Annotated in this window: 13 protein-coding genes; 3 read left to right on the forward strand and 10 right to left on the reverse strand. The window is 68.8% G+C overall.

Annotated features, from left to right (window positions below):
• Positions 1-244: 244 nt before the first annotated feature.
• The 7 genes from ACFWV3_RS13075 to ACFWV3_RS13105 all read right to left on the reverse strand — a co-directional run bounded on the left by ACFWV3_RS13075 (position 245) and on the right by ACFWV3_RS13105 (position 8481).
• Positions 245-1765, reverse strand: coding sequence for an alpha/beta fold hydrolase (locus ACFWV3_RS13075; RefSeq protein WP_382411302.1), 1521 nt, complete (start codon positions 1763-1765; stop codon positions 245-247).
• Between the two features lie 114 nt (positions 1766-1879).
• Positions 1880-2872 carry an allantoicase gene (gene alc / locus ACFWV3_RS13080; protein WP_382411303.1) on the reverse strand — a complete coding sequence of 331 codons (993 nt, stop codon included), beginning with the start codon at positions 2870-2872 and terminating at the stop codon, positions 1880-1882.
• Entirely contained in the window at positions 2869-4173 is a 1305-nt protein-coding gene (gene allB / locus ACFWV3_RS13085) for an allantoinase AllB (RefSeq protein ID WP_382411304.1), read from the reverse strand. The genes alc and allB overlap by 4 nt, the downstream gene beginning before the upstream one ends.
• 5 nt (positions 4174-4178) lie before the next feature.
• Complete coding sequence (locus ACFWV3_RS13090; protein WP_382411305.1) at positions 4179-5183, reverse strand: glycerate kinase; 1005 nt, start codon at positions 5181-5183, stop codon at positions 4179-4181.
• The gene (gene gcl, locus ACFWV3_RS13095) at positions 5180-6877 is read right to left on the reverse strand and encodes a glyoxylate carboligase (protein WP_382411306.1); all 1698 of its coding nucleotides are present in this window, start codon (positions 6875-6877) and stop codon (positions 5180-5182) included. The genes ACFWV3_RS13090 and gcl overlap by 4 nt, the downstream gene beginning before the upstream one ends.
• A gap of 3 nt (positions 6878-6880) precedes the next feature.
• Positions 6881-7738 (reverse strand): NAD(P)-dependent oxidoreductase, encoded by an 858-nt coding sequence (locus ACFWV3_RS13100; protein WP_382411307.1) that lies wholly within the window; start codon positions 7736-7738, stop codon positions 6881-6883.
• Positions 7735-8481, reverse strand: coding sequence for a hydroxypyruvate isomerase family protein (locus tag ACFWV3_RS13105; RefSeq protein WP_382411308.1), 747 nt, complete (start codon positions 8479-8481; stop codon positions 7735-7737). Before ACFWV3_RS13105 ends, ACFWV3_RS13100 begins: the two co-directional genes overlap by 4 nt.
• 123 nt (positions 8482-8604) lie before the next feature.
• On the opposite strand from ACFWV3_RS13105, the gene uraD reads away from it, so the two are divergent.
• Both uraD and pucL read left to right on the forward strand, forming a co-directional pair.
• Complete coding sequence (uraD, locus tag ACFWV3_RS13110; protein WP_382411309.1) at positions 8605-9087, forward strand: 2-oxo-4-hydroxy-4-carboxy-5-ureidoimidazoline decarboxylase; 483 nt, start codon at positions 8605-8607, stop codon at positions 9085-9087.
• Between the two features lie 5 nt (positions 9088-9092).
• Entirely contained in the window at positions 9093-9971 is an 879-nt protein-coding gene (gene pucL, locus ACFWV3_RS13115) for a factor-independent urate hydroxylase (RefSeq protein ID WP_382411310.1), read from the forward strand.
• A 50-nt stretch (positions 9972-10021) separates the two neighbouring features.
• On the opposite strand, the gene ACFWV3_RS13120 is transcribed toward pucL, so the two are convergent.
• The 3 genes from ACFWV3_RS13120 to aceB form a co-directional block, all read right to left on the reverse strand.
• Positions 10022-10489 (reverse strand): Imm1 family immunity protein, encoded by a 468-nt coding sequence (locus tag ACFWV3_RS13120; RefSeq protein ID WP_382411311.1) that lies wholly within the window; start codon positions 10487-10489, stop codon positions 10022-10024.
• Between the two features lie 75 nt (positions 10490-10564).
• Positions 10565-11734, reverse strand: a complete 1170-nt coding sequence (locus tag ACFWV3_RS13125; RefSeq protein ID WP_382411312.1) for a DUF6986 family protein — start codon at positions 11732-11734, stop codon at positions 10565-10567.
• A complete protein-coding gene (gene aceB, locus ACFWV3_RS13130) occupies positions 11734-13218 on the reverse strand; it encodes a malate synthase A (RefSeq protein WP_382411313.1) in 1485 nt (494 codons plus the stop codon). Before aceB ends, ACFWV3_RS13125 begins: the two co-directional genes overlap by 1 nt.
• A gap of 76 nt (positions 13219-13294) precedes the next feature.
• Between aceB and ACFWV3_RS13135 the strand changes: the two genes are divergently transcribed.
• Positions 13295-14035, forward strand: a complete 741-nt coding sequence (locus ACFWV3_RS13135) for an IclR family transcriptional regulator (protein ID WP_382411314.1) — start codon at positions 13295-13297, stop codon at positions 14033-14035.
• The last annotated feature ends 160 nt before the right edge of the window (positions 14036-14195 follow it).

Below are 14195 nucleotides of genomic sequence, written 5' to 3' on the forward strand. Positions count from 1 at the left end.
TGCAGGGAGCATCGGTATGTCCTGTTTCACGAACCCGCGCCGAACGTTTCGCGGAGGTGAACTGTCGACGTGGAGGTGTTACGTCCGCGTTTCACGGGGTTCACGGGCCTGCTTCGGCGACCTCACCGCGTCGGTGAGGTGACGAGGAGTGACATTCCACCTCACTCTCCCGCGTGACGCGGACGAACCGCGTCCCCCGGTGAGCACACCGGCGGACGCGGTTCGTGAGGTGGTCGTCGAGGACCTAGAACGGGCCCGCGGGGACCTTGGGCTTCGCGGACATCACCGACTGCGCCGGCGGCTCCACCGCGGCGCACGTGGTGCCGTTGCGCGGCAGCTTCAGCGACACGAGGTACTCGTTGTTGATCTTCAGCGTGCACTCGCTGCGGTCGTAGACGCCGTGGCCCCAGCCCTCGTAGGTCACGAAGACGGTGGTGTCACGGGTCTGCCGGTGCGCGTTGACCGCCCACTCGTACGCCGTCGCCGGGTCGTGCTTGGCATTGGTGAGCAGGATCTTCGGCGAGTTCTTGATCTTCAACGTGCGCTGCGGGTTCGTGGCCTTCGGGAACCCGACGCAGCCCATCATGGCGCCGTGGCCGAGTGAGGAGCCGCGGGTGTTCGGCGCGATCCGGAACTCCGACCCGGCCAGCGCCTGGTACTCGCCCCACGAGCCGACGCGCAGGTTGTAGTCGTTGCAGAAGATGCCGGGGAACGGGTTCGCGAACGTCTCCTCCGCGAAGGCCGAGAACGCGGACCTCGGCGCCGGCAGGCCGTCGATGATCTCCTTGACCTGGTCGGCGAACGCCTTCCAGCTGGGGCCGTAGGCCATGCTCGTCACCCCGCCGCCGAGGTCCTCCGGCGTGAGCTTGAGAGCCGGGTCCCACGGAGCGGGCACCTCACCGCGCTCGGCCCTGGCCAGCAGGTCCTTCCAGATCTTGCGGAGGTCCTGGCCGTGGAACGGCGACGACGCGTCGCGGTCGTTCCACTTGACCCACTCGGTGAACGAGTCCTCCGCGGTGCGCGCCTCGGAGTCGAGGAACTGCTTGGTGCCGAGGCTGTGGTCCATGTTCGAGTCGATGATCATGGCGCGGATGTTCTTGCCGAACCGCTCCGCGTAGTGCTGGCCCATGATCGTGCCGTACGAGACGCCGTAGTAGTTGATCTTCTTCTCGCCCAGCGCGCGGCGGATGGAGTCGATGTCCTGCGCCACGTCGGCGGTCGAGGCGTGGTCGAAGATCGGGCCGGACTGCGTGCGGCAGTCCTCGCGCAGCGCCTTGTTGTACACGGCGTACGCGTCGAACTCGGCCTTGCTCTTCGGGTAGCTCGACGGCTGGTTCTGCAGCATCTCCGCCGAGCACTTGATCGGCTGGCTGCGCGCGACACCACGCGGGTCGAAGCCGATGACGTCGAACTTGTCGACGATCTCCTTGCTGAAGAACCGGTCGGCGCCGAACGAGAAGTTGACGCCGGACCCGCCGGGCCCACCGGGGTTGATCACCATCGCGCCGATGCGCTGCGCCGGGTCGTTCGCCTTGCGGCGCGACACGGCCAGCTGGAACTTCTCACCGTCCGGCTTGGCGTAGTCGATCGGCAGCGTCAGGAAACCGCAGTCGATCGTCGGCACCTCCTCGCACGGCTTCCAGTCGATCGCGCCCACCCCGAACTCCGGCTGCCCCTCCGGAGCCGCGACCGCGACCTGGCTCGCACCCAACACCAATGCGGAACTCGCGAGCGCGGCCCCGACGGCGCGCATCATCGGTTGCATGGATTTCCTCCCTAGGTCCCCGACCTTGCGGGAGGAAACGCTTCCACCGATCGTGTGACGTGAACAACCAACTCAGGTAGGGGACAGAATCATTCTGTGGTCGTACAACCACGGTCAGTCAGTCGTTTTGGCCCACATGTCCTGCAGGTGAGCGAGGCCGTCACTCGTAGGGGTGCCGACGACGCGCAGCCGGGCCATGCCGCCGTCCGGGTAGATGTCGAGCCGGACGGCCGTCGCCTCGGTGGCGGTCACGACGAACCGGTGCCGTGTGTCGGGCTGGAGCCTCGTGCGCGGCAGGAGGTCGACCCACGTGTCCGGGTCCGTGCGCTCGTCGCATGCGCTGACGGACGCCCAGCCCGGCGCGTTGCCCTTGAAGTGGCTGGTGTCGAGCTCGACGAGGTTCACGACACCGGGTGCGGCGAGGCGCAGCGACACCCAGTCGTTGCCGTCGTCCCGGCGGCGCGCGGTCTCCCAGCCCTCCCCCATGACGGTGGCCTGGCCGGGCGCGATGAGGTTGTTGGGCGAGCTGTAGAACATGTTGCTGCAGCCCAGGACGACCGCGCCGTTCTCCAGTGCGGCGAGGTCGATGCCGGCCACGAGCAGCCGCGGGTCCGCGAGCGGTTCTCCGTGCACGCGCAACCGCGCGACACCGCCGTCCGGGTCGATGGTGAGCCGTACGTGCGTGACGCGGCGTCCGTCCCGTACGTCGAAGTAGTGCTTCTCGTCGCCCTTGAGCGCGGAGCGTTCGACCAGCGGGAACCACTCGGTGATCTCGTCGGCGTTCGGATAGCCGTCGGCCTGCGCGCCCTCGACCCAGCAGAACGGCGGGTAGTTGCCCTTGAAGAACGCCGTGTCGACGACGACCCCGCGCACCACACCGGGCATGCCGAGCCGGATGACGGCCTGGTCGACGCCCGGCTCACGACGGCGCCGGGTCTCCCAGCCGTCGTAGATCTGACCTTTGTGACCGAAGGTGTAGGTCTGGTAGACCGGCTCGGCGGGTTTGATCAGGTTCTCCCGCTCGGCGAACAGCTCGTCGTTCGCCCACACCACACCACCACCGACCGCGCGCGAGGCGAGATCGGGCAGCCGGGTCCACTCCGTCATGCTTCTCCTCTTCTGAGCAGCTTTCCTTCGGGCGAGCTTGCCCGGGTGGTACCGGTTTCCCTGCCGCGCAACCACGTCTGCCGCACGACGCCGTGCAGGGTGCGACCGTGGTACGGCGTGACGGGGTTGCGGTGGTGGAGCTTGTCCCTGTCCACCACGAAGGTCTCGTCCGGCGCGAACACCACGAGGTCCGCGTCCTTGCCCACCTCGATGGCGCCCTTGGACTCCAGCCCGGCCTGACGGGCCGGGTGCGTGGCCATCCAGCGGACGACGTCGGTGAGCTGGAAGCCGCGGTCCCGCGCACCCGTCCACACCGCGGGCAGGCCGAGCTGCAGCGACGCGATGCCTCCCCAGGCGGTGGCGAAGTCGCCCGCCTTCAGGTCGGCGGTGCTCGGCGAGTGGTCGCTGACGACCAGGTCGATCACGCCGTCGCGCAGGCCCTGCCACAACGCCTCGCGGTTCTCGGCCTCGCGGATCGGCGGGCAGCACTTGAACTCCGTCTGCCCGTCGTGGATCTCCTCCGCCGTGAACGTGAGGTAGTGCGGGCAGGTCTCGGCGGTGATCGGCAGGCTCTCCCGTTTCGCGGCCTCCAGGATCGACAGGGCGTCCGACGACGAGAGGTGCAGGATGTGCGTCCGCGCGCCGGTCTTGCGGGTCAACGCCACGACGTCGCTGATCGCCTTGTTCTCGGCCTCGCGCGGCCGGGACGCGAGGAACCCCGCGTAGTCCGGTTCGGAGTCGCGGACCGTGTGCGCGTCCTCGGCGTGCACGATCGTCAACGCGTCGAGCGTGGCCAGCTCCCGCAGCGCGAGCTCCAGCTCGGCGGTCGTCACGGCCGGGAACTCGTCCACCCCCGAGTGCAGCAGGAAGCACTTGAAGCCGAAGACCCCGGCCTCGTGCAACGGCTTCAGGTCCGCCAGGTTGCCGGGGACGATGCCGCCCCAGAACCCGACGTCCACCGAGACGGCCGCCGCGGCCTTGCGCTTGATCTCCAGCGCGGCGGTCTCGACCGTCGGCGGGATGCTGTTGAGCGGCATGTCGATGATCGTCGTGACGCCACCGGCCGCCGCGGCGCGGGTCGCAGTCTCGAAGCCCTCCCACTCGGTGCGGCCGGGGTCGTTGACGTGCACGTGCGTGTCGACCAGGCCGGGCAGCAACACCTCGTCGTCCGCGAGGTGCACGACGTTCGGCGACTCGATGCGCGGTTCGACGGCGACGACCTTGCCGTCGACGACGCCGACGTCGCACGCGATCTCGCCTTGCGGGGTCACGACCCTGCGGGCGCGGAAGACCAGGTCCATGTCCCTCACTCTGACAGCCAGTCGCGGGCGATGCGACCGCCGAGGACGTGCAACAACGAATCAGCACGGGCCATGCAGCGGGTGACGTCCGGCTCGACGTCCAGCAACGCGTAGGCAGCCTTCAGCCCCAGGTCACCGGGTTCGACCGAGCACTGTCCCGCGACCGCGACCACCGGCACGTCACCGGAGGCCCGCACCACCCCGTACGGCGCCTTGCCGTGCCGGGTCTGCGCGTCGAGCGAGCCCTCGCCGGTGACCACCAGCGACGCGCCGGCGACGGCCTCGGCGAACCCGGCGAGCTCCAGCACGACCTCGATGCCGGGCCGGAACCGCGCGCCCAGCACCGCGAGCGCCGCGAACCCGATCCCGCCGGCCGCCCCCGCACCGGGCCGTGCGGCGTGCTCCGGTCCGATGCGCTCGGCGAACCCGGCCAACCGCCGTTCGAGGATCTCCACCTGTTCGGGTGAAGCTCCCTTCTGCGGCCCGTAGACCGCCGCCGCGCCGTCCGGCCCGAGCAGCGGGTTGTCCACGTCGGAGGCCAGCACCAGGTCGACACCGTCGAACGACGTCCCGTCGAGCGCTTCGAGCATGCCCGCGCCGCCGTCCGTGCACGCGCTGCCGCCGAGGCCGAGCACGATCGTCGAGCACCCGACGTCCAACGCGGCTTTCAGCAGCTCACCGACGCCGTGACTGGTGGCGTCGAGCGGCGCGGGCCGGTCCAGCAACGTCAGCCCGGCCGCCGAGGCCACCTCGACCACCGCCGTCGTGCCGCGCACCGCGAACGACGCGGGCACCGGCTTGCCGACGGGCCCGGTGACCCAGCGCCCGACCTTGAGGAACCCGGCGGCGACGGCGGCGTCGACCGTGCCGTCACCGCCGTCGGCCACCGGGAGGAGGCGCACGTCCAGGTCCGGGAGCGCCTCCCGCAGGCCGCGCGCGACCGCGGCGGCGACCTGCGGGGCGGTGAGAGATCCCTTGAACTTGTCCGGCGCGACGATCACGTGACTCACGGGACAGGCTCGAATTCCTTCATCGCGGCGATCGACGTGCCGTTCGCGGTGTTGCCCTCGCGTTCGATCATGATCTCCACGAGCACCGGCCGTCGCGTGCGGTCGGCCTCCTTGCGGGCCCACTCCAGCGAACCGCGGATCTCGCCCGGATCGGCCACGCGGATGCCGGAGCAGCCGTAGGCCTCCATGATCTTGACGTTGTCCGAGCCCGTGGTGTCGTAGTGGATGTCGACCTCGTACTTCATGTCGTAGCCGCCGTGGTCCTCGGCCATCCTGATCAGGCCCAGGTACTCGTTGTTCAGCATGATCAGCACGAACGGCACGTCGTACTGGGCGCCGACCGCCAGCTCCTCGACCAGGAACTGGAACGAGTAGTCGCCGACGATGCCGACCACCTCTGCGTCCGGCCTGGCCTTCTTGACCCCGATCGCCGCCGGGATCTCCCAGCCGAGCGGACCGGCCTGGCCGCAGACCTGGTAGTGCCGCGGCTTGTGCGCCTTCTGGTGCTGGCCTGACCAGATCTGGTAGAGCCCGATGGCCGTGACGAAGTAGGTGTCCGGGCCGTAGAACTCGTTGATCTCCTTGAACACCCGCGGCGCCTTGACCGGCACGGTGTCGAAGTCCTCGCGCCGCAGCAGGGTCCGCTTGAGCTCCTGGCACCGCTCGACCCACGCCCCCGCCGGGCGGGCGTGCGCACGTGCCTTCTCCAGCAACGCCTGGAGGAACAGCCTGGTGTCGGCCACGATCCCGAGGTCCGGCCCGAACACCTTGCCGATCTGCGTCGGCTCGACGTCGACGTGGATGAACTTCCGGTCGCCGCGGTAGGTGGCGAGATCGCCGGTGTGCCGGTCGCCGAAACGCGCACCCAGCGCCAGCACCAGGTCGGACTCCAGGAACGACGCGTTGCCGTAGCGCTGCGAGGTCTGGATGCCGGTCATGCCCGCGTAGAGCGGGTGGTCCTCGTCGATCGCGCCCTTGCCCATCAACGTGGCCTGGATCGGGACCTGCAGCAGTTCCGCCAGCTCCAGCAGCTCGGCCGACGCCTCGCCGAGGATGACACCGCCACCCGCGAGCAACAGCGGACGTTCGGCGGCCAGCAGCATCTCCAGAGCGCGCTCGACCCGTGCCTCACTCGGGGCGTTCTTCGGCACCGGCAACGGTTCGTCGATCGTCGAGTCCCACTCGATCTCCTGCTTCTGCACGTCGATCGGCAGGTCGATCAGCACGGGCCCCGGCCGGCCGGAGCGGGCGATCCGGAACGCCTCCCGGAAGATCCACGGCATCTGCGCGGCTTCCTTGACCTGCACGGCCCACTTCGTGACTGGCGCGGCGATCGAGACGATGTCGACGGCCTGGAACGCCTCCTGGTGCAGTTTGGAGACCGCGGCCTGGCCGGTGATGCACAGGATCGGCACGGAGTCGGCCTGCGCGGTGTACAGGCCGGTGATCATGTTCGTGCCGGCCGGACCGGACGTGCCGATGGCGACGCCGACGTTGCCGGTCGTGCGCGACCAGCCGTCGGCCATGTGGGTCGCGCCCTCCTCGTGCCGCACGATGAGGTGCTCGATGGAGCCGTCCTGCTCCATCGCCTTGTACAGCGGGAGGATCGCGGCGCCGGGGCAGCCGAACACGGTGTCGACGCCCTCGGACTTGAGGACCTCGACGACCGCCTGCATGACGGGGATCTTCGGCATGGGTCAGGCCCTTCCCGCGAAGTTCTCGACGACCTTGAGCAGCGCGGAGTGGTCGAGCGACCCGTACCCCTGCGCGCGTGCCGCCGCGACCAGCGCGGCGATCTGGTGGGTGACCGGCAGCGCGACGTCGGCGGAGCGCGCGGCGTCCAGTGCGATGCCCATGTCCTTGTGGTGCAGGTCGATCCGGAAGCCCGGCTGGAACTCGCGGGCGATCATCGTCTCGCGCTTGAGGTCGAGGATCCGGTTCGCCGCGAGACCGCCCGCCAGCACGTCGAGGCCCGCCTTGGGGTCGACGCCGGACGCCTCCAGCAACACGATCGCCTCGGCGACCAGGGCGTAGATGCCGCCGACCATCAGCTGGTTCGCTGCCTTCACGACCTGGCCGGCGCCGTGCGGGCCGACGTGCACGATCGTCTTGCCGAGGACCTCCAGGAACGGCCTGGCGGCGGCGAAGTCGGCCTCGTTGCCGCCGACCATGATGCTGAGCGACGCCTGGACCGCGCCGGTCTGACCGCCGCTGACCGGCGCGTCGAGCACCCGGACGTTCGACAGCTTGCGAGCGATCTCGATCGAGGTGGACGGGCGGATGGTGCTCATGTCGACCAGCAACGTGCCGTCGTCGAACGTCACCTCGTCGATCACGGCCTCGACCTGCGGGTGGTTCGGCAGCATCGTGATGACGACCTCCGCGCCGCTCACGGCTTCCTGCGCGCTGGACGCGGCCTTGCCGCCGTCGGTCTCCAGCTTCTCGAGCGATGCGGAGCTGAGGTCGAAGCCCGTCACGTCGTGCCCGGCGGCCACCAGGTGGGCCGCCATCGGGCTGCCCATGATGCCGAGTCCGATGAAACCGATCTTCGTCATGCGTTGTCCCTCCAAGCGAAGGAGTGGGTGACGGGCTTGTACTCGGCGCCGACGAAACCGCTGTAGCCGTTCGCGCGGAGCTTCGCGAGATGCCCGAAGAGGTCGAGCTCACCGGTGCCGGGCTCACCACGTCCGGGAGCGTCGGCGATCTGCACGTGACCGATGCGGCCGGCGTGGTCGGCGAGGGTGTCGAGGTCGTCGCCGTTCGTGGCGAGGTGGTAGAGGTCGGCGAGCAGCTTCACGTTGCCGCGGCCGACCTCGTCGATCAGATCGAACGCCTGCCGGGCGGTCTTGATCGGGTACTTCGGCGCGCCGCTCAGCGGTTCGACCACGATCTGCGCGCCGATCTCCGCGGCGACGTCGGCGGCGAAGCGGTAGTTCGAGACGGTCTGCGGGGTGGTCTCGAAGTTGCCGTGCAGCAGGTTCAGCGTGCGGCAGCCGAGGCGGCTCGCGATGGCGGCGGTGACCTCGACGTTCGTCCGGAACTCCGTCTCCCGGCCAGGCCAGCTCGCGACGCCGCGGTCGCCCGCCGGCAGGTCGCCCCCGAAGAAGTTGAGCCCGACCAGGCGCACCCCGGCGTCCCGGACGGCGGCCTCGAACGCGTCGATCTCGCGCGTCTCGGGTACGGCGTCCGCGAACGGCCACCAGATCTCGACCGCGTCGAACCCAGCGGCGCATGCGGCAGCCGGACGCTCCAGCAGGGGCAGCTCCGTGAAGAGCATGGACAGGTTTGCGTCGAACATCTTCCGACCGTTCCTTCCACATTGCGGAAGTTGAATTTCGCTCTATGGAGACACTAGACATCCCACTCGGGCGCGGTCAAGAATGTGGAAACTAGATTCCGCGATGTAGAAACTTGGAGAGCCGTGGACAGCTTCAACAGCGCCCCGGAGGCCGAACTCCGCCCACTGCTCACCGAGTGCCTCGCGGTACCCCGCTGGGTCGACGCGATCACGAACGGCCGGCCCTACGCGTCGATCGATGCTCTCCTCGCGGCTTCTTCGGTTGCCGCACAAAGACTTTCCGATGAGGAGGTGCTCGGTGCCATCTCCGGGCACCCGCGCATCGGCGAACGACAGAGGACAGGTGGGGTATCGGCGACGTGGTCGCGGTCTGAACAGTCCGGTGTGGACAGCAGCGAGGCGGACCGCCTGGCAGCTGCGAACGCCGCATACGAGGATCGGTTCGGGCACATCTACCTGGTGTGCGCGACCGGCCTGAGCGGTGCGGAGATGCTCGGCAACCTGTCCTGTCGCATGGACAACCCGCCGGACGTCGAGCTCCGCGTCGTCAACGACGAACTCGCGAAGATCGCCGCCTTGCGGCTGCAGAAGCTGATCGGGAGCTGAACAACATGGCCATCGTCCTGGGTCCGAACCAGTACGGGAAGGCGGAGAACCGCCTCGTCACGGTGTCGCGCAACGGGTCCGTGCACACGATCAAGGACCTGACCGTCAGCACGTCGCTGCGCGGCGACCTCGCCGACACGCACCTCACCGGCGACAACGCCAAGGTGCTGGCGACCGACACGCAGAAGAACACCGTCTACGCCTTCGCCAAGCAGGCCCCTGTCGGTGAGATCGAGGACTTCGCGCTGCGCCTGGGCCGCCACTTCGTCGGGTCGCAGGAACCGATCACCGGCGCGCGCATCCTCGTCGACGAGCACTCGTGGGACCGCATCGACGGCCACGACCACGCGTTCGTCCAGGGCTCCAACGAAAAGCGCACCACGGCCGTGACGATCGACGGCTCTTCCGCCTGGGTGGTGTCGGGCGTGCGCGACCTGGTGGTGCTGAAGTCGACGGGCTCGGAGTTCCACGGCTACCCCAAGGACCCGTACACGACGTTGAAGGAGACGGACGACCGCATCCTCGCGACGTCCGTGACGGCCCGCTGGCGCTACGTCGGCACCGACGTCGACTGGGCGAAGTCGTTCGCCGAGATCCGCGCCGTGATGCTGAAGACGTTCGCGGACAAGCACTCCCTGTCGTTGCAGCAGACGCTGTACGCGATGGGCGAGGCCGTCCTCCAGTCGCACGCGGAGGTCGCCGAGGTACGGCTGTCCATGCCGAACAAGCACCACTTCCTGGTGGACCTCAGCGCGTTCGGCCTGGACAACGACAACGAGGTCTTCTACGCCGCCGACCGCCCGTACGGGCTCATCGAGGGGTCGGTCCTGCGGGATGACGCCCCGGACGCGGGACTTGCCTGGAGCACCCTGCCGACCTTCTGAGCACCGCCGGTGGGAACGGGCCGGCACGATCCAGGCCCGTTCCCGATCGGTCAGCGCTTCTCGGTGCCGCGCAACGACATCTGCTGGTTGCGCCACGAGTGGAACAGGTCCGACTCGCAGTACCAGCCCACACCGGTCGGCCGTTCGCCCGTCGTCATGAACTCCACCAGCAACTGCTTGTACAGCTCCAGCGGAACCCCCACGCCCGGAGGGAAGTCCGTGTACTTCTCGTTGACGTACGGCGCTTCCTCGGACCCCTTGGGCCAGCCCATGAAGGAGTTGTCGACGTAGTACATGTAGCCCCACGCGCCGCGCACGGCGAGGACGACGTTGTGGTCGGGGTCGCCGTCGGCGGTGAGCTCGCGGCCGAAGTGGTCGAGCGAACCGTCGTTGCACTCGGGGCGCGCCAGGAGCCTGATCAGCGTGTCCACGTCACCCTCGCACGCGACGACCTGGTACTTGTGCTCGGCCGAGTCGAGGTCGGGGAGGCCGGTCCAGAGGCCGGCACGCATGCTCATGCGAGCCACCCTGCACCCATTGCCCGCGACATTCGACAGCCGCGGGCAGAACCACACGAACGGGTGATGCCCCGATCAGCCCGACCGCGTTGCCAGTCCCCGCAGCGCCGTCTCGTCCAGACCGGTCGCGGCCTGCACTTCCTCCGGGTCGAGCGCGCCGCAGTCCACGGCGCGGAGAAAGAAGGACGACAACGCTTGCGCTGTCGCGGGTTCGTCCAGGACACCACCGGAGACGTTGCGCACGTAGGCCTTCAGCCGCGCGGCGTCCGCGTCCAGGCCTTCGCGGTAGAACCCGTACACAGCCGCATATCGTGTCACCAATTGTGCCGGGTGCAGGTCCCAGCCCTGATAGAAGCCGTTTTCCAGTGACCGTCGCACGAGCCGGTGGTGTGTCGCCCAGCCGTGTTGCTTCTGGTCACCGACGGGCAGCACGTTCGTGGAGCCGTCTGACAGCCGCACTCCCGTTCCAGCGGCGGAAACCTGCATGACGTGCCGCGCGAAGTCGCACGCGCCGTGCGCGAGGTGTTGCTGCGCAGCCGAAAGCCCGCACCCTGCCGTGTAGTCGTAGGTGCCGAAGTGCAGACCCGTCACCTTGCCTCGGCCGGCCTCGATGAACCGCGGGACCGCGAGCCGTCCCTGTGAATCCACAATGGACTGCGTCGTCTCGATCTGGATCTCGAACCGCAGGTCGCCGCCGAAGAGGTCGAGGACGTCCGCGAACACCTCGACCTGCTCGGCCGACGTCACCTTCGGGAACGTGATCACGAAGCCCGGCGGCACCTCGTCCAGCGCCGTCAGGAAGATGTCGAGGGTGCGCAGCCCGCGTTCGCGCAGCTCGGCCGTGTCGAACGACTTGATCCGCAGCCCGATCGACGGCGGCGCGGTGCCGTCCTCTACCCAGCGCGACACGAGGTTGGCCGTGCTCTCGGCGTCCATGTCCTCGACGTCGTCCTCGGGCGCGCCGTAGCCGTCCTCGAAGTCGATCCGCAGGTCCTCGACCGGTTCGCGCCGCAGCTTGGCCTCGACCCGCTCCAGCACGCGGTCCGGCAGCGCGGGGAGCAGGTCCGGTTCGATCGACTCCAGCGCCTCACGGCCCCAGTCGGCGATCGTGGAGCCGATGATCCGGCCGGCGGGCACGTAGCACGTGTGCACGGGCTGACGACCCTCCGGCCAGACGCGTTCCACAGTGGACAACCGCGCTGTCACGCGCGCGACGTCTTCTGGTGACAGCGATGTCCGGTACATCAGATGCGCTCGTACGCCGGCAGTGTCAGGAAGTCGACGAAGTCCTCCGACAACGCGACCTGCTCGAACAGCTCCACGGCGGCCGCGACGTGCGGACCTTCGAGCGAGCCGCCGACGCGCGCCAGCACCTCGCGCACGGCGTCCGCGGTGACCTGCGTGCCGTCGTTGAGCACGACCTCGTTGTTGATCCACTGCCAGATCTGCGACCTGCTGATCTCCGCGGTGGCCGCGTCCTCCATCAGGTTGTGGATCGCCGCCGCGCCGTTGCCGCCCAGCCACGACGCGATGTACCGCACGCCGACGTCGACAGCGCTCTCCAGCCCGGCCCGCGTAGCGCCACCGCCCGCGGACTTGAAGTCCAGCAACTGCGCGGCGGTCACGGACACCTCGGGCCGCTGCTTGTCGATCTGGTTGGGCCGGTCCCCCAGCACCCCGTCGAAGATCTCCCGGCAAATCGGCACGAGATCAGGATGCGCCACCCACGACCCGTCGAAACCATCGGTCGCCTCGCGCGTCTTGTCCTCGCGGACCTTGCGCAACGCGTTCTCGGTGACCTCGGGGTCACGCCGGTTCGGGATGAACGCCGCCATGCCGCCCATCGCGAACGCACCGCGCTTGTGGCACGTCTTCACCAGCAGCTCGGTGTACGCGCGCATGAACGGCGCCGTCATCGTCACGCTGTTGCGGTCCGGCAGCACGTAGTCGGCGCCGGCGTCGCGGAAGTACTTGATGACGCTGAAGAGGTAGTCCCACCGGCCGGCGTTGAGCCCGGACGCGTGGTCGCGCAGCTCGTAGAGGATCTCCTCCATCTCGAACGCGGCCGGAATCGTCTCGATCAGCACAGTCGCGCGAATCGTGCCGTGCGGCACGCCCTTGAGCTTCTGCGCCGTGGTGAAGACGTCGTTCCACAGCCGCGCTTCGAGGTGCGACTCCATCTTCGGCAGGTAGTAGTACGGCTTGCCGAGCTCGGCGTTGTGGAAGAAGTGCAGCCCGAAGTCGACCAGCGCACCGACGGCGTTCTTCCCGCCGAACTGCAAGTTGCGCTCGTCAAGGTGCCACCCACGAGGCCGCACGACGATCGTCGGGTACGGCCCGCCCTTGAGCTTGTACTCCTTGCCCTCGGGCGAGGTGAACTCGATCGTCTCGCGCGCCGCCTCGTACAGGTTCACCTGCCCCTGCACGACGTTGTCCCAGTGCGGCGTGTTCGCGTCCTCGAGGTCCGCGAGCCACACCTTGGCCCCGGAGTTGAGCGCGTTGATCGTCATCTTGCGCTCGGTGGGCCCGGTGATCTCCACCCGCCGGTCCCGCAACGCCTCCGGCGCCGCAGCGACCTGCCACTCACCGTCCCGCACGTGCTGAGTCTCGTCGAGAAACCCGAGAGGCCGCCTCTCCTTGCGCTGGGCGAGCAACTCGTCCCGGCGGGCGGCGTGCGCCTCGTGCAGCGCGGCGACGAACTCAAGAGCCTCTTCGCTCAGGACCTGCACCTGGATCCACCTCTCTAGGTTTTGCTGTGTGGACTATAGTTTTTGCATTGCGGAACTGCAATGAGAGGAGCCGCACGTGTCGACAGGTGGCGTGCAGTCCCTGCAAAGGGCCTTCGACCTGCTGGAACGCCTGGCGGACGCCGGCGGCGAGGCCTCGCTGTCCGAGCTGGCCGCCACCACCGGCCTGCCCCTGCCCACGATCCACCGCCTGATCCGCACCCTTGTCACGCTGGGCTATGTGCGCCAGAACAGCAACCGCCGCTACACCCTGGGCTCCCGCCTGATCCGCCTGGGCGAGACCGCCTCCCGCCAGTACGGCACCTGGGCGAGGCCGTTCCTGAGCCAGCTCGTCGACTCGGTGGAGGAAACGGCGAACCTGGCAGTCCTCGACGGCGACGAGGTCGTCTACGTGGCCCAGGTCCCGTCGAAGCACTCGATGCGCATGTTCACCGAGGTGGGCCGCCGCCTGCTCCCCCACGGCACAGGCGTGGGCAAGGCAATGCTGTCGCAACTCCCCCGCGACGAGGTTCGCGCCTTGCTGGACCGCACGGGCTTGCCCGCCTACACGACCAACACGATCACGGACGCGGCCCAGCTCCTCGACTCGCTGGACGGGATCAGGGACCGCGGCTACGCCCTGGACGAGTCCGAACAGGAACTGGGCGTGCGCTGCATCGCGGTACCGGTGGTGGGCGGCCCGACGCTGGCGGCGGTGTCGGTGTCAGGCCCGGAGGGCAGGCTCACGAAGGACGCGGTAACTCGCATCCTCCCGGAGGTCCTGGCAGTCGCGAAGCGACTGGCGGACCAGCCCAGCTGACGCGAAGCCGAAGGCAAGCCAGCGACGGCGAAGCCGAGCCTCGCGAAGCCGAAGGCGAGCAGCTTTGAGCCAAGAGCGCCGGCGGTGGGGTCCCGTCACGAGTCGCGCCACAGCTCTCGCTGCAACGAGGTAGGGGTGTCAACCCGGCACGCTTTTCGCC

Source organism: Lentzea sp. NPDC059081 (assembly GCF_042738015.1).
In the GTDB taxonomy this organism is placed as follows: Bacteria; Actinomycetota; Actinomycetes; order Mycobacteriales; family Pseudonocardiaceae; genus Lentzea.